Genomic DNA, 15,158 nt, shown 5'->3' with positions numbered 1-15,158 from the left:
CTATTCTCTGAGCGCTGCCAGAGCCTCTTTCAGATCTATCGCCCCATCATACAGCGCGCGGCCCGAAATCGCACCGTTCAAATCTGCGCCACAATCGCGCAGGGCGATCAAATCGGTGATCGAAGACACACCGCCTGATGCAATGACGGGGATCGAAACCGCCTGCGCCAATGCGGCGGTGGCGTCGACATTCGGGCCTTGCATCGCGCCGTCGCGGTTGATGTCGGTGTAGATGATCGCAGCAACGCCCGCGTCCTCAAAACTGCGGGCCAGATCGGTGACCTGAACATTGGTTTCTTCGGCCCAGCCTTTGGTCGCGACCAGCCCGTTGCGCGCATCAATCCCCACAGCGACCTGACCGGGGAAAGCGCGCGCTGCTTCGCGAACGAGATCTGGGTTCTCGACCGCGATCGTGCCCAGAATGACGCGGGCCAAGCCCTTGTCCAACCACGTCTCGATTGTGGCCATGTCGCGAATGCCACCCCCAAGCTGGGCGGGAACGTCACAATCTTTCAGGATCGCTTCGACCGGGCCAGCGTTCACCGGCGTGCCCGCGAAAGCGCCGTTCAAATCAACAAGGTGCAGCCAGTCACATCCTGCGTCGACAAAAGCACGGGCCTGAGCGGCCGGGTCTTCGTTGAATACGGTGGCCTTGTCCATTTCACCGCGCAGCAGGCGTACGGCCTGGCCGTCTTTGAGGTCGATGGCGGGATAGAGGATCATGTCGGGCGGCCCTATGTCATAGTTATTCGGGCGGGATATCGCACAAGCGGGGCAGGGGATGCAACGCGACGCAAAGTCATTCTTGCCCGAAATCCCCGACCGGGCCAGACTGCATGCAAAATAGGGAGAATATTATGAAGAAGCTTACACTCGCAGCGGTCTTCGCCGCCATGGCAACCAGCGCCTTTGCAGATCAGGTTGACGGCCTTTGGAAAACGCAACCCGGCGACACGGGCGGCTATCTTCACGTGTCCATCGGGTCCTGCGGCAGTGCCATTTGCGGTACGATTGACACCGCTTTTGACAAAGATGGCAATGAGCAACTGGAATACGAAAACCTGGGCAAGCAGATCATCTGGGATATGATTCCCGAAGGTGGCGGTAAATATGATGACGGTAAGATCTGGGCGCCAGACCGGAACAAGACCTACAGTTCGAAGATGTCGTTGGACGGCCAGAATACCTTGACCGTCAAAGGGTGCGTCGCGGGTGGTCTGGTCTGCCGTGGCCAGACATGGACACGCGTTCAATAACCCATCATGGGGTCCAGGTCAGGAAATTCCCGATCATGCGCAGGCCGACGTCCTGGCTTTTTTCCGGGTGGAACTGCATCCCAATCATTGTGTCACGGCCAATCACGGCCGTGACCTCCTGCCCGTATTCCACATAGGCCAGACGCTGCGCTGGGTCAGTGACCCGAAAGTGGTAGGAATGCACGAAATAGGTGTGATCACCTGATTTGACCCCGGCAAACACCGGATGATCACTTTCAAGAACCAGATCGTTCCAGCCCATGTGGGGTACCTTCAGCGCGCTGTCTGACGGTTCAATTCGAACCACATCGCCCGCGACCCAATCCAATCCATCCGTTTCTGTGTACTCTAAGCCTTTCGAGGCCATCAACTGCATCCCAACGCAGATGCCCAGAAACGGCCGGGCTTTCTGTTCGACCGCTTCGACCATCGCATCATAGATGCCTTTGTGCCCGCGCAGTTCGGCCGCGCAGGCCGGAAAGGCCCCGTCGCCGGGCAGAACCAGCCGGTCGGCCCGTGCGACAACATCAGCTTCCGAGGTCACCACAACTTCGCCCGCATCCATCTCACGCGCCATACGCTGAAATGCTTTTTCGGCGGAATGCAGGTTGCCGCTTTCATAGTCAATAATCGCAGTGAGCATCTGAGTCCTTTCTGCGCGCAACTTGTCCGAAAACCGGGCCGATTTTTTGAGTTGCGCTTACAGCGCGCCTTTAGTCGACGGGATCGCATCCGTCTTGCGCGGATCGGTCTCGACCGCCAGCCGCAATGCGCGGGCAACGGCCTTGAACGCCGCCTCGGCAATGTGGTGGCTGTTGAAACCGTGCAATTGGTCAATGTGCAGCGTGATGCCGCCATGGGTGCTGAGCGCCTGAAAGAACTCGCGTACCAATTCGGTATCGAACGCCCCGATCTTGGGTGTCGGCAGGTCCACGTTCCAGATCAGAAACGGACGGCCCGACAGATCAAGCGCACAGCGCACCTGAGCGTCATCCATGGGCAGGTGGCATTCGCCATAACGGCGGATGCCCTTCTTGTCGCCCAACGCCTGAGTCAGTGCCTGACCCAGCGCGATGCCGGTGTCTTCGACCGTGTGGTGATCGTCGATGTGGTAATCGCCCTTGGCGCTTATCGTCATGTCGATCAACGAGTGGCGCGCCAGTTGGTCCAGCATATGATCGAAGAACCCGACACCGGTCTTGTTGTCATACTGGCCTGTGCCGTCCAGGTTGACCTCAACCGAGATGTCCGTCTCGGCGGTCTTACGGCTGATCAAAGCGGTGCGCATGGGCGAATTCCTTTTGCTACAGGCGCGCTTATAGACGGGGCAGGGTGGATTGATCCAGACCAAGCGTGGCAATCGCTGCAAACTGTTGCAGGGGATTGCGCCTGCACGCCCGGCATGCCAGCCTGCCCGCAACTCAACCAACAGGGTCAAGCCATGTCCACCTGCGTTTTCATCCAGATCCGCTGCAAACCCGGCACCACCTACAAAGTCGCCGAAGAGATCGCGCTGCGCGAAATTCACTCCGAGCTTTACTCGACCAGCGGCGAGTATGACCTGCTGTTGAAGCTCTACATCCCCGAATCCGAGGATGTGGGGCATTTCATCAACGAACACCTTCTGGTGATTCCGGGCATCGAACGATCCTTGACCACGATGACGTTCAAGGCATTCTGACGCTCGCAAGAGGCTCTGCCAATTGTGATCAATTTTTCCGTTCAGAGAGGCTTGTATCTGGAGCGGGCGAGGCGATTCGAACGCCCGACCCTAACCTTGGCAAGGTTATGCTCTACCCCTGAGCTACGCCCGCATCAGATACTTATGGCGACCTTTCGGTCTCTCAATGGAGCGGGCGAGGCGATTCGAACGCCCGACCCTAACCTTGGCAAGGTTATGCTCTACCCCTGAGCTACGCCCGCGCCGTTGAGTGAGGCGTGAAGTATTAATTCTGGCGCAAAGCTGCAAGAGGAAAAACGCCTCATCGCTAAAAAATCTTTCGTGCGACGGAATTCATGCGCTGATCCGTTCAAAGGTCAGAAAGCAAAAACAAGCGTGTAGCAGAGGTGACAGATGACGCGGAAAGAGACTCTGAAAATGGCAATGCTGGCGGCGTTGATCGTTGTTGGTACGCTGGCCCAAACAGACAGGTATGGCGCCCAGGCGGCCGAGCCTGTCCAAGCGCCGGAATTCTGTGAAACCGACCAGTTGCAGCCCTGACGCCCTTACCCTGTTGCACTGCTGACAAGGGTTTCCTTGTCAGAGCGCCAGTACAAGGTTTGCAAATGCAGCAACCAATATAGCGGCAAAGGTCAATAGCATGCCGATCTGGCGCAGAATGATGACCTGAGGTGTGCGCCCGAATCCGTAGGCATGCAAAACGCGACCGCCCAACAGTGACAGCCCCAACAGGTTCAACAAGAGCGCACCGGCACCTTGCAGCTCGACCATGGCGATCAACAGCAGCGCAAACGGAGCGTATTCGGCACAGTTTGAATGCGTGCGCATGGCCTTAATCATGTCTTTGCTACCTCCGTCACCAACCGAAATCCGGCCGCTTCGGCGTTGCGAGATGACATTGGCGCTGAGCGCGACGAACAATAGCGCGATTAGTGCCGCGTAGATCGGAGTGATGGCAAGCATGGGGGCCTCCGTTAGAGCATCAAAAAAAGGCCACGCAGTACATTGCGCGGCCTTTGGTAGGTTAATGCTTTTTTTCTTTTATTCCAGTTCGATCAGCAGATCCTTGGCGTCAATCTGGCCGCCCGGCTGGACATGGACAGTCTTGACCGTCGCGTCGCGCTCGGCGTGGATACCGGTTTCCATCTTCATCGCTTCGATGGTCAACAGCATGTCGCCTTCCTTAACCTCCTGTCCGGCTGCGACGGCAACGGTAGCCACCACACCTGGCATCGGCGCTCCGACATGGTTGGGGTTGCCAACTTCGGCTTTTGGACGCGCCTGCGTGGCAGAGGTCACCAACCGGTTTGGCACCCGGATTACGCGCGGTTGACCATTGAGCTCAAAGAACACTTTCACCTCGCCCTTTTCATCGGTTTCGCCGATGGCTTGGCAGCGGATCTCAAGCGTTTTGCCGGGGTCGATCTCGGCGGCAATCTCTTCACCTGGTTCCATGCCATAAAAGAAGGTGCGGGTGGGGAGGGTGCGGACCGGACCGTAGACCCGATGGCGGCCCATGTAGTCCAGAAACACCTTAGGATACATCAGATAGCCGTTCAGATCCTCGTCATCGACCTCTTTGCCATCCAGTTGCTTGGATAGATCGGCGCGAGTGACCTCCAGATCGACAGGGTCGACACCTTTACCGGGACGTTCGGTTTTAGGCACCTCATCCTTCAGAACTTTTTGGATGATGACGTCAGGGAACCCGCCCGGAGGCTGGCCCAGATTTCCGCGCATCATATCCAAAACCGAATCCGGAAAGGCCACATCGGTATCGGGGCTTTCCACCTCGGCGCGAGTCAGGCCCTGGCTGACCATCATCAGTGCCATATCGCCAACCACTTTGGACGACGGCGTTACCTTGACGATATCGCCGAACATCTGGTTCACATCGGCATACATCTGCGCCACTTCGTGCCAACGCTCCTCCAGCCCCAAGCTGCGCGCCTGCGCCCTGAGGTTGGTGAACTGGCCACCAGGCATTTCGTGGAGATACACCTCAGAGGCTGGGGCCTGTAAGCTGGATTCAAACGCCGCGTATTGACCGCGCACAGCCTCGAAGTAATCGCTGATTTCGCGGATCGCTTTGATGTCCAGCCCGGTATCCCGCTCGGTATGACGCAGTGCTTCGACCACGGTGCCAAGCGTCGCCTGCGAGGTGTTGCCCGAGAAACTGTCCATCGCACAATCGACCGCGTCCACGCCTGCCTCGGATGCGGCTAGAATGGTCGCGCTGGCGATGCCGGCGGTATCGTGAGTGTGGAAGTGGATTGGCAGCCCAACCTCTTCCTTCAATGCCCGGATCAGGATCCTGGCCGACGCTGGTTTGAGCAGGCCCGCCATGTCTTTCAGACCCAGCACGTGCGCGCCCGCATCGCGCAGCTCTTTCGCCATGCCGACATAGTATTTCAAGTCATACTTTGCACGATCCGGGTCCAGAATGTCACCGGTGTAGCAGACGGTGCCTTCACAGATTTTGCCGTTTTCTACGACTGCATCCATCGCGACACGCATGTTCTCAACCCAGTTCAGTGAGTCGAACACCCGGAACACATCGATGTTCTGCGACGCCTGACGCACGAATTCCTGCACCACATTGTCGGGGTAGTTGGTGTAGCCAACCCCGTTTGCACCGCGCAGCAGCATCTGAGTCATCAAATTCGGCATCGCTTCGCGCAGATCACGCAGACGCTGCCAGGGGCATTCCTGCAAGAACCGATAGGCCACATCAAAGGTCGCACCGCCCCAGCATTCAACGCTGAACAGCTGCGGCAGGTTGGCCGCATAAGTGGGCGCCACCTTGATCATATCGATCGAGCGCATCCGGGTCGCCAGCAGCGACTGGTGCCCGTCGCGCATCGTGGTGTCGGTGATCAGCAACTGCCGCTGTGCTTTCATCCAGTCGGCAACGGCCTGTGGACCTTTCTGCTCTAGCAGATTGCGGGCACCCATCTGTGGTTCGGCCTTCGGCGCGGGGGCTTTGGCCTCTTTCAAATCGGCGCGGGGTTCCGGGCGGTCTTTCGTTTCGGGGTGCCCATTCACGGTGATGTCCGCGATGTAGGTCAAAACCTTGGTGCCCCGATCGCGTCGCCGCTTGAAGGTGAACAGGTCCGGCGTCGTGTCGATGAACTTGGTGGTGTATTCATTGGACAAAAAGGTCGGGTGCTTCAGCAGGTTGATGACAAAGTCAATATTGGTGCTGACGCCGCGAATACGGAATTCACGTAGTGCCCGGTCCATCCTGCTAATCGCCTTGTCAGGCGTTGGCGCCCAAGCGGTCACTTTGGTTAACAGCGAGTCGTAATACCGTGTGATCACCCCGCCGGCATATGCCGTGCCGCCATCCAGCCGGATCCCCATTCCTGTGGCGGAGCGGTAGGCCGTGATGCGGCCGTAGTCCGGGATAAAGTTGTTCTGCGGATCTTCGGTGGTTATCCGGGTCTGCAGTGCGTGACCGTTCAGCTTTACCTCGGCCTGGTTTGCTGCGCCGGTCGCTTCGGCCAACGACTTTCCTTCGGCGATCAGGATCTGTGCCTGGACAATATCGATACCGGTGACTTCCTCGGTTACCGTGTGCTCGACCTGCACGCGCGGGTTCACCTCGATGAAGTAGAACTTGCCCGTTTCCATATCCATCAGGAACTCAACGGTGCCCGCGCATTCATAATTCACATGCGCGCAGATCTTGCGGCCAAGTTCGCAGATATTGGTACGCTGTTCTTCGCTGAGATAGGGGGCAGGCGCGCGCTCTACGACTTTCTGGTTCCGGCGCTGAACCGAACAGTCGCGCTCATACAAGTGGTAAATCTCACCATGCTTGTCGCCCAGAATCTGCACTTCGACATGGCGGGCGCGGGTGATCATCTTTTCCAGATACCCCTCGCCATTGCCAAAGGCGGCTTCGGCTTCGCGGCGGCCTTCCAGAACCTTTTCTTCCAGTTCATCCTCGGACTCGATCGGGCGCATGCCACGTCCACCGCCGCCCCAGGACGCCTTGAGCATCAAAGGATAGCCAACTTCAGCAGCTTCCTTGCGGATTGCATCCATGTCATCGCCCAGCACTTCGGTGGCGGGTATCACCGGCACTCCGGCCTCGATCGCAACCCGCCGTGCGCTCGCCTTGTCGCCCAGGGCGCGCATGGTTTCGGCTTTCGGTCCGATAAAGGTGATGCCGTTTTGCACACAGGCATCCACGAAATCCGGGTTCTCCGACAACAGACCATAGCCCGGGTGGATCGCATCCGCGCCGCAGTCCTTGGCAACACGGATTATTTCGTCGATCGAGAGATATGCCGCGACCGGCCCCATCCCTTCGCCAATGCGATATGCTTCATCCGCTTTGAAACGGTGCAGGCCCAGCTTGTCTTCTTCGGCAAAGACGGCAACGGTGCGTTTGCCCATCTCGTTGGCTGCGCGCAACACGCGAATGGCAATCTCGCCGCGATTGGCGATCAGGATCTTGTTGAAGTCTGTCATTTTAGGTCCCGGTCTTTTTTGTATGGCCGTGTTAATAGGCGGACATTACGGCCGCGTACATCTGTAGTTCTGGGTAGAACCGGCATGTTATCGCTCGCAAACGCCGCCCTAAGGCGCTTTCCTTTTACATACGCCGCGCTGCAGCATCAATTGTTTGATTGACCCGAGGGAAATTGGGCAAGTGTTGCGATCCCCATTTGCCCCATATTGGCCAGCATGTCCTGTCTCAGTATGTCAATGACATGCGCAGGGCCGCGTGCACCAAGCGCCGCAATTCCATAGAGAAATGCCCGGCCCAGCATGACAAAATCGGCACCCTTACTTAGTGCGCGTAGAACATCCAACCCGCTTGCAACCCCGCTGTCGAAGATCAGCGGCAGATTGGTGACGGCGCGGATGGCGGGCAACGCTTCGATGCTGGCGGGTGCGGCATCGAACTGACGACCGCCGTGATTCGAGACCCAAAGCGCATCGATACCAGCTTGTTCTAAGCGGTCCGCATCCTCGGGTCGTAAGATGCCCTTGACTACAAAAGGCCCATTCCAGTGATCACGCAGCCATTTCACATAGTCCATGTCCGGAGAGGTGCGCAGCAGATATCCGATATGCGCCGTCGGAGGCAGGTTCTGGCTGTCATCGATGTATTTATCGAGCGTCCGCATATGCGGAACCCCGTACCGCAACATACCCAAAGCCCAAGCGGGTCTTAGCGCGATTTGCGCCATCAGTCGCGGTGTCATCTGCGGCGGGTGCGTCAGCCCGGACCGTGTCTGCCGTTCCCTACGGGATGCTACCGGTACATCGGCGGTCAAAACCAGGGTTCGGAAACCCGATTGCCACGCCCGGTTCAGCAGATCTGATCGAATTTCCGGGTCTTTCGGTGGGTACAGCTGAAACCAGGCATTGTCCCCAAGGTGGGGCGCCAGATCTTCGGGGCATTGGCCGGCAACTGTTGATAATGTGTATGGTATGCCAGAATCGGCTGCGGCCCTTGCCAATATGCCTTCCGCGTCAGGCCAGACTAACCCTGACATCCCGATGGGTGCGATACCAAATGGCAATGGATAGTCATGTCCCAAGACCCGAGCGCTGGTGTCAAACTCCAGCGCGCCATGCAGGATCGAGGGGGGGAAACGGATCTGATCCAGCGCATCTCTGTTGCGGTGTATGGTCGTTTCCGCGCCGGTCCCGCTGTCGATGTACTCCCAGACGAAATGCGGCAGTCGTCGTTTAGCGCGCTGTTTCAGATCCGATATGCCGGGATAAGTGCTGTGCAGGTCCATGCAGCTTGATCGGGCTTACAGCGCGATTCGGCAAGGATGTCAGGCCGCGTTTGCAGGGGGGATCGCTGCTCCAAGCTCGTTACGTGCCTGTTGATCAGCATGTTCGTGGCGGGAAATCCCGCGCGCCACCTGCATCTGATTGCGCCCTTTGTCCTTGGCAGCATAGAGCGCGTCATCTGCCGAGCGCATCAGGTCCTGCGGCATATGTCCATGGGTCGGATAATGCGCCACCCCGATGGATATCGTGATGCGTGGCAGGGATTTTTCGCCATACCGGACCGAGACAGATTCGACCGCCTGCCGCAATTTTTCCGCTCGCGTCACGGCGTCTTCGGGCGTGTTGTCCGGTAGGATTAGCATGAATTCCTCACCCCCAATGCGGCAGGCCACCTCGTCTCGGTCACAGCCTTGTTCCAGCGCCGCACCAACCGCCCGCAAGACCATGTCACCGGCATCATGACCATGGGTGTCGTTGAATTTTTTGAAATGATCCACATCCACCGCAATCAGGCTCAGCGGAGCGCCGGTCTGTTGGCTGCGGCTGATCGACTTGCGCAGGTTTTCGGTCATATGGCGGCGGTTGAACAATCCGGTCAACGGGTCGCGAACCGATTGGTCATGCAACTGATCGCGCATCCGGACATTGGCAATTGCCATGCTGATCTGCTCGGCGCACATCTGAGCGAGTTTTTTGCTGGCGTGAAACGCTTCCGCTTCCGAAGATTGTGCCCGGAGATGCAGTAGCCCAACCGTTTCACCATGCGCCAGAATTGGAAAGCAAAAGTAGGGCCTGCCATCATGCGGTTCGGCATGTTCGCAGACGAAATCAATTTCGGACGCGCCGAACTCATAGGTGCGGCCACGACGCAGGCCCCAGCATCCTTCGGGGTGAATATGCGCTTTGTGACTGCCACCATTCCAGCTCGCGCAGCCATCCAGCACATCGCGTGAATTCGAATAGACATAAACGCTGCCTTCAGCGTCGGGCAGAATATGTGTCATGAAGCGCGCGACCATATCAAACAGCTCTTCCAAAGAGCGGCTTGATTGTAACCATTCGTTAAGTTCGCCCAACAGGCGCACTTCGCGCGCCAACCGCAACTGGTCGTTCAGCAGATCCCGTTCCTTGGTGTTCCGGCTGCGCAACGACGACATCCGCGATCGGTTCGTTTGGTAGATCACCAAAGAAACCGCAGCCATCGCACATAAAGCCACAGCCGATAAGACAATCAGAGACAGCCGCACCCGTTTGACAAAGGTCGCGCGAAGGTCGGTGAAATCGGTAAAGAATTCGATTGCGCCGACAAAACGCCCGTTGACCATCACAGGCACAAAAACTTCGGCGACGTGGCGCATTTCGATGCTGTTGGCGTGTTCGACATGTAGATCCAGCCCATCGATTTCGGACAATGGCAAGGTTTCGTGAATAAAGTGGATCATGCCCTGTGCGACATCGTTGCGAAAGAACGAGGCGCTTTCAAGCTGCCCGATCTCGTGGCCACGCGTCGACCAGATGACCCGGCCGGTGGTGTCGAACAGTTTGAAGCGATAGACATCCGACGCTTCCGGCAGTGCTTCAAGAAACTCCTGATCATGGGGGTCCAGGTGCCCGGTTCGAAAGCCATCTTCAACGTTGCCCATGTGAAAGACCACGCGTCGTTTCCACAACTCGGCGGAATGAAGAATATCGGTCTGCAGCATCCGATCCACCAAAGGGCCCGGAATACGATAGATGCCCGAACCGGCTGCGATGGTCATGAGAACCAGCATCGCACTGATTCCGGCCCATTTCAGTCTATGTCGCGTTGTTTCTGATAGTTTTCTATTCATGATCTGACACTTCCCAACTCCAACGCAACAATGTCGGGCAGTGCTTGACAGAGGGTTAACGTCAGGCGTTTTAGACGCGGACAGTTTCAATCGAATTGGCTGAATGGTTTGGCATATTGGTGAATTTCAGGTGAACAAGTCATGAACAAACTCTTTCCCTCGTCACCAAACCGGCGTAGCTTGCAGCCATGAGCAGTTTTGACGAAATGGACGCCTTCGAGGGCGCATCGCTGTCGGCGCGGGCAATGGCGGTGCCGTCGTTCGGGGACTATTTGAAGGTTCTGAACTCTAGCCAACTAGAGGCGGTAGAGCAATTGGACGGACCTGTGCTCATGTTGGCTGGTGCGGGAACCGGCAAAACTAGAGCGCTGATGTCGCGCTTAACCCATCTGGTAGCGAAGCGAAAAACCGCGGCTGATCAAATACTTGCAGTCACTTTCACAAACAAGGCGGCTCGCGAGATGCAGGATCGTTTGCGTGACGATCCCTATCTATTGAAAGAGCCGGTAAGGTGGATGGGAACCTTTCACTCAATCAGCGCCAAACTGCTGCGCCGCCATGCGGAACTGGTCGATCTGAAATCGAACTTCACGATTCTGGATACCGACGACCAGCTGCGCCTGCTCAAGCAATTGGTGCAGGCTGCCAATATCGACGACAAGCGCTGGCCCGCGCGGACGCTGGCCGGCATCATCGACGACTGGAAGAACCGCGCACTGACACCGGACAAGGTGCCCACTGCGGATGCGGGGGCTTATAACCACAAAGGCATTGAACTCTACGCCCAATACCAGACTCGCCTGCGCGAGTTGAATGCCGTCGATTTCGGCGACCTGTTGCTGCATATGGTGACAGTCTTCCAGACGCATGGGGATGTGCTGGAACAATACCAGCGTTGGTTCCGCTACATCCTCGTGGACGAATATCAGGATACCAACGTCGCTCAGTACCTCTGGTTGCGATTGCTGGCCGGCGGGCACAAGAATATCTGCTGCGTGGGCGATGACGATCAGTCGATCTATGGCTGGCGCGGGGCCGAGGTGGGCAACATCCTGCGGTTCGAAAAGGATTTTCCCGGCGCTTTTGTGGTGCGGTTGGAACAAAACTACCGCTCGACCCCACATATTCTCGCGGCTGCTTCGAATGTCATCCGAGGCAATGAAAGCCGTTTGGGCAAGGAGCTTTGGACCGCCGAGGAGAATGGCGAGAAGGTGCGCCTGATCGGTCACTGGGACGGGGAGGAAGAAGCGCGCTGGATCGGCGAGGAAATCGACGCGATGCAGGGTGGTACCCGAGGCGTGCGTCCGATGAATCTCGACGAGATGGCTATCCTTGTCCGCGCATCCCACCAGATGCGCGCATTTGAAGACCGGTTTCTGACCATCGGTCTGCCCTACAGGGTAATCGGCGGGCCACGCTTTTATGAGCGGATGGAGATCCGTGATGCCATGGCCTATTTCCGGCTGGTGGTCAGCCCCGAGGATGATCTAGCCTTCGAACGGATTGTGAATACGCCCAAGCGCGGTCTGGGCGACAAGGCACAACAGACGATCCAGATGACGGCACGGGAAAACGGTGTGTCCTTGGTCGACGGTGCTCGGATCGCGATCGACAATGGGTTGATCAAGGGGAAAGGCAGTAAAGCGCTGAGCGAGTTGATCGACGGGCTGGCCCGTTGGAACGCAATGACTCGGGGCCCCCGGATCGAACTTGACGACGAGACGGTGATCGACGATGGCACCGCGCCGATGCGGTTTGGCGCGCCCGAGCATACACATATCGAACTTGCCCAAATCGTATTGGACGAATCCGGCTATACTGGACACTGGCAAAACGACAAAACGCCCGAGGCACCGGGGCGGCTGGAAAACCTTAAGGAGCTGGTCAACCAGTTGGATAACTTCGAGAACCTTCAAGGGTTCCTCGAACATGTCAGTCTCGTCATGGATAACGAGCAGGACTCGGATGGGGCCAAGGTCTCGATCATGACCCTGCACGCGGCCAAGGGGTTGGAATTCCCTGCCGTGTTCTTGCCGGGGTGGGAGGATGGGTTGTTCCCGTCCCAACGCTCGATGGATGAGACGGGCATCAAGGGCCTCGAGGAAGAGCGGCGGCTGGCCTATGTCGGCATCACTCGCGCCGAAGAGGTCTGTACCATTTCTTTTGCCGCCAACCGGCGTGTTTTCGGCCAATGGCAGAACTCGATGCCATCGCGGTTCATTGATGAACTGCCCGAGGACCATGTAGAGGTGCTGACGCCTCCGGGTCTTTATGGCGGGGGGCAGACGACAGCCGGAATCGAAACCCGCGCGGCCGAGGCGAATGTCTATAACTCTCCTGGCTGGCGGCGAATGCAGGCCCGGCAAGGGCAGTATGGTATGTCGCAACCAAAAGAGAGCCGCAATACGGTGATCGATGCCACTGCCGTGGCCAGTTTCACACTGGGCGAGCGGGTGTTTCACCAAAAGTTTGGCTATGGCGGTGTGATCGGGATCGAGGGCGACAAGGTCGAAGTGGATTTCGACAAGGCCGGCACCAAGAAAGTTGTCTCTCGGTTTTTGTCCGCCAAGGACGATGTTCCGTTTTAATCATATGGAATGTGCCTGACGGCACATGCTCTTTTTTACAAAAGGCGCCCAGCTCTGGCTGTGGCGCTTTTTTCGTGTTGGGGAAATCAAAAACGGCGGTTTCCAGGGAGGAGGAGAGGAAACCGCCGTTCTTATTAACATCGAAGCAGGGAGGAGGAGAGCCCCGATGTATACGAACCCGGGTTTGATCCCGGTATGGGAAGACGCGGCGACATCAGGGAGGAGGAGACGTCGCCGCGCGCTTTCAACATCAGGGCAGGGAGGAGGAGAGCCCCGATGTATCAAGTTCCGGCAATCAGGGCCGGTATTAGATGCGGCAGCATCAGGGAGGAGGAGAGATGCCGCCGCTGATTACAGACCCAAAGGGAGGAGGAGGGCCTGATCTCGGTTGTTCTTCAGGTGCTTAACGCGCCGCGTTTTCTTCGGCCGCTTGCATTGCAATGCGGCGGATCATCGAACGGTGCAGGCCCAGATCGGCCAGTTCGCGATCCGACAAAGATGCCAGTTCGCTGACCGTTTGGCGGTACATGCGATAGCGATCAAAACGCGTTTTTGCTGCTTCGATCAGAGCGCTCAGCCCACCTGTGGATGCGCCTTTCAGCGCGGAAGTATTGGTTGCCACTGTCATGTGCGTAACCCGATGTCTCATGTTGTTGCCGGTGTGTTCCGGCGTTTGCTTGAGACTGAAAATAGGTGAATGCTGCAATTGCACAATAGCTGGCGTCGTCAATGCTGCTATGCAGCAAACGCATAGATATCAATTCGTTGGGTGTTGATTTGGAAATTCGCCCTAAAAATATGGGTTTGGCGCGCGTCTGGTTTGCGTCAGGAATTTGCAAAAAAATGTTAGCGCAAGTGGATGCTTCATGTTTGTGCGCCCAACTCTAAAATTTGTGCGGTGGGAAACCATCGTTTGCCTGCTGTGTGAGTTTGGTGCGCGTGCGGCGATGACATGGGAAACCATGGGAGGGTCGGTTGAGCTTTGTGAAAGGCATGTGACCTGTCTTACAGGGTGTGCGTGATTCGTAGCGAAATACTGAAACTCACCGCAGGTTTGAAAGGTATTTGCACTAAAGTCTGATCTCTGCGGGAAATCATGGGAAATTTTGATAGCCACCTATCTGCGCATATGTTGTGTCTATCTAGATCGATATGTCGACATAGTGTGTACATGGTGCGTTTTTCACGATAAGAATGTCAGTATTACGCTGCTTGAGTCGTTCCTAGTTTAAAAATACTAGTTGATTTCCATGAATTCCCATGGCATCCCTTATTCATCCGATGAGGACGAGGCAGCAGGGGCGCCAAACGACCCCGAACCAAAAATAATCAGGTTTCATACAGGCATCTCGCTTTCATCAATCAAGAGATCCGGCGCGCGGGCGAGCAGACATCCCCCCAGGTGGCGCGTGCAGCTGGACATCCCGCACAGCGGGTCAATGCGGCGGGTTGATCAGTGGCAGCAGATCAACCCGCCGTTTTTACTTCCGGGGGAACGTAGTTTTCTGGTGGGGCGCAAGCGAAAGGGACAGTCGTCTTGGCGCGCAGGTTTAGAGGTGAAAGCCACCATAAGGTGGACACAAAAGGCAGGGTCTCGATCCCTGCCTCGTTTCGCCGTGTGCTTGAAGCGTCCGATCCCAATTGGCAGCCCGGAGACAGTCCTGAACTGGTGATTGTCTACGGTGACCACCGCCGCAAATATCTTGAGTGTTATACGATGCAGGCCATCGATGAGGTTGACGCCAAGATCGATGCCTTGCCGCGCGGCTCGATGCAGCGCCGGATGTTGCAACGCATGTTCCACGGTCAGTCGTTCCCGACCAATGTGGATGAGACCGGGCGCTTGGTGCTGCCCGCCAAGTTGCGCAGCAAGATCGATCTTGAGAATGAGGCGTTCTTCATAGCTGCCGGTGATACATTCCAGATCTGGAAGCCTGAAACCTACGAGGCCGAGGAACTGGCCGCAGCCGAAGATTGGCTGGACGATCTGCCCGAAGATTTCGATCCGCTGCAGTTCCTTGATGGCACCGGGGATGCGTAG

The 15,158-nt window shown here is 57.1% G+C and carries 13 protein-coding genes and 2 tRNA genes; 5 read left to right on the top strand and 10 right to left on the bottom strand.

Going from position 1 to position 15,158, the window contains the following annotated elements; genetic code table 11:
- Positions 1–723 carry a 1-(5-phosphoribosyl)-5-[(5-phosphoribosylamino)methylideneamino]imidazole-4-carboxamide isomerase gene (gene hisA / locus Q1B21_RS03005; RefSeq protein WP_299885702.1) on the bottom strand — a complete coding sequence of 241 codons (723 nt, stop codon included), beginning with the start codon at positions 721–723 and terminating at the stop codon, positions 1–3.
- Between the two features lie 134 nt (positions 724–857).
- Here hisA and Q1B21_RS03000 point away from each other — a divergent pair, with 134 nt between their 5' ends.
- The gene (locus tag Q1B21_RS03000; RefSeq protein ID WP_298933252.1) at positions 858–1,256 is read left to right on the top strand and encodes a DUF2147 domain-containing protein; all 399 of its coding nucleotides are present in this window, start codon (positions 858–860) and stop codon (positions 1,254–1,256) included.
- Between the two features lie 4 nt (positions 1,257–1,260).
- Here the strand turns inward: Q1B21_RS03000 and hisH are convergent, their stop codons facing one another.
- Both hisH and hisB read right to left on the bottom strand, forming a co-directional pair.
- Positions 1,261–1,899, bottom strand: coding sequence for an imidazole glycerol phosphate synthase subunit HisH (hisH, locus tag Q1B21_RS02995; RefSeq protein ID WP_299885698.1), 639 nt, complete (start codon positions 1,897–1,899; stop codon positions 1,261–1,263).
- A gap of 57 nt (positions 1,900–1,956) precedes the next feature.
- The gene (gene hisB / locus Q1B21_RS02990) at positions 1,957–2,544 is read right to left on the bottom strand and encodes an imidazoleglycerol-phosphate dehydratase HisB (protein WP_299885695.1); all 588 of its coding nucleotides are present in this window, start codon (positions 2,542–2,544) and stop codon (positions 1,957–1,959) included.
- A gap of 153 nt (positions 2,545–2,697) precedes the next feature.
- Here hisB and Q1B21_RS02985 point away from each other — a divergent pair, with 153 nt between their 5' ends.
- The gene (locus tag Q1B21_RS02985) at positions 2,698–2,937 is read left to right on the top strand and encodes an Lrp/AsnC ligand binding domain-containing protein (protein ID WP_120636199.1); all 240 of its coding nucleotides are present in this window, start codon (positions 2,698–2,700) and stop codon (positions 2,935–2,937) included.
- Between the two features lie 58 nt (positions 2,938–2,995).
- Here Q1B21_RS02985 and Q1B21_RS02980 read toward each other — a convergent pair.
- Together Q1B21_RS02980 and Q1B21_RS02975 are read right to left on the bottom strand one after the other, a co-directional pair.
- Positions 2,996–3,070: transfer RNA gene (locus tag Q1B21_RS02980), tRNA-Gly, on the bottom strand.
- A gap of 34 nt (positions 3,071–3,104) precedes the next feature.
- Positions 3,105–3,179 (bottom strand) — tRNA-Gly (locus Q1B21_RS02975).
- A gap of 151 nt (positions 3,180–3,330) precedes the next feature.
- On the opposite strand from Q1B21_RS02975, the gene Q1B21_RS02970 reads away from it, so the two are divergent.
- Positions 3,331–3,477, top strand: coding sequence for a hypothetical protein (locus tag Q1B21_RS02970; RefSeq protein WP_298933244.1), 147 nt, complete (start codon positions 3,331–3,333; stop codon positions 3,475–3,477).
- 39 nt (positions 3,478–3,516) lie between these two features.
- On the opposite strand, the gene Q1B21_RS02965 is transcribed toward Q1B21_RS02970, so the two are convergent.
- From Q1B21_RS02965 to Q1B21_RS02950, 4 genes are all read right to left on the bottom strand, one after another.
- On the bottom strand, positions 3,517–3,900 hold the full coding sequence (locus Q1B21_RS02965) for an MAPEG family protein (protein WP_299885689.1): 384 nt from the start codon (positions 3,898–3,900) through the stop codon (positions 3,517–3,519).
- A 78-nt stretch (positions 3,901–3,978) separates the two neighbouring features.
- Complete coding sequence (locus Q1B21_RS02960) at positions 3,979–7,416, bottom strand: pyruvate carboxylase (RefSeq protein ID WP_299885686.1); 3,438 nt, start codon at positions 7,414–7,416, stop codon at positions 3,979–3,981.
- Positions 7,417–7,562: 146 nt separating this feature from the next.
- Entirely contained in the window at positions 7,563–8,699 is a 1,137-nt protein-coding gene (locus tag Q1B21_RS02955; RefSeq protein ID WP_299885683.1) for an alpha-hydroxy acid oxidase, read from the bottom strand.
- A gap of 39 nt (positions 8,700–8,738) precedes the next feature.
- Complete coding sequence (locus Q1B21_RS02950; RefSeq protein ID WP_299885681.1) at positions 8,739–10,529, bottom strand: diguanylate cyclase; 1,791 nt, start codon at positions 10,527–10,529, stop codon at positions 8,739–8,741.
- 188 nt (positions 10,530–10,717) lie between these two features.
- Between Q1B21_RS02950 and Q1B21_RS02945 the strand changes: the two genes are divergently transcribed.
- Positions 10,718–13,117, top strand: coding sequence for an ATP-dependent helicase (locus Q1B21_RS02945; protein WP_299885679.1), 2,400 nt, complete (start codon positions 10,718–10,720; stop codon positions 13,115–13,117).
- 403 nt (positions 13,118–13,520) lie between these two features.
- Here Q1B21_RS02945 and Q1B21_RS02940 read toward each other — a convergent pair whose 3' ends face one another.
- Entirely contained in the window at positions 13,521–13,745 is a 225-nt protein-coding gene (locus Q1B21_RS02940; RefSeq protein ID WP_299885677.1) for a DUF1127 domain-containing protein, read from the bottom strand.
- A gap of 909 nt (positions 13,746–14,654) precedes the next feature.
- Between Q1B21_RS02940 and mraZ the strand changes: the two genes are divergently transcribed.
- Positions 14,655–15,158, top strand: coding sequence for a division/cell wall cluster transcriptional repressor MraZ (mraZ, locus tag Q1B21_RS02935; protein WP_298933230.1), 504 nt, complete (start codon positions 14,655–14,657; stop codon positions 15,156–15,158).

The organism is uncultured Ruegeria sp. (genome assembly GCF_947504215.1).
Classification (GTDB): domain Bacteria; phylum Pseudomonadota; class Alphaproteobacteria; order Rhodobacterales; family Rhodobacteraceae; genus Ruegeria.
This window is presented reverse-complemented; position numbering and strand designations above follow the sequence as displayed.

Coding starts and splice junctions, on each gene's coding strand:
- hisA (WP_299885702.1), bottom strand. CDS start 723: ATGATCCTCTATCCCGCCATCGACCTCAAAGACGGCCAGGCCGTACGC.
- Q1B21_RS03000 (WP_298933252.1), top strand. CDS start 858: ATGAAGAAGCTTACACTCGCAGCGGTCTTCGCCGCCATGGCAACCAGC.
- hisH (WP_299885698.1), bottom strand. CDS start 1,899: ATGCTCACTGCGATTATTGACTATGAAAGCGGCAACCTGCATTCCGCC.
- hisB (WP_299885695.1), bottom strand. CDS start 2,544: ATGCGCACCGCTTTGATCAGCCGTAAGACCGCCGAGACGGACATCTCG.
- Q1B21_RS02985 (WP_120636199.1), top strand. CDS start 2,698: ATGTCCACCTGCGTTTTCATCCAGATCCGCTGCAAACCCGGCACCACC.
- Q1B21_RS02970 (WP_298933244.1), top strand. CDS start 3,331: ATGACGCGGAAAGAGACTCTGAAAATGGCAATGCTGGCGGCGTTGATC.
- Q1B21_RS02965 (WP_299885689.1), bottom strand. CDS start 3,900: ATGCTTGCCATCACTCCGATCTACGCGGCACTAATCGCGCTATTGTTC.
- Q1B21_RS02960 (WP_299885686.1), bottom strand. CDS start 7,416: ATGACAGACTTCAACAAGATCCTGATCGCCAATCGCGGCGAGATTGCC.
- Q1B21_RS02955 (WP_299885683.1), bottom strand. CDS start 8,699: ATGGACCTGCACAGCACTTATCCCGGCATATCGGATCTGAAACAGCGC.
- Q1B21_RS02950 (WP_299885681.1), bottom strand. CDS start 10,529: ATGAATAGAAAACTATCAGAAACAACGCGACATAGACTGAAATGGGCC.
- Q1B21_RS02945 (WP_299885679.1), top strand. CDS start 10,718: ATGAGCAGTTTTGACGAAATGGACGCCTTCGAGGGCGCATCGCTGTCG.
- Q1B21_RS02940 (WP_299885677.1), bottom strand. CDS start 13,745: ATGACAGTGGCAACCAATACTTCCGCGCTGAAAGGCGCATCCACAGGT.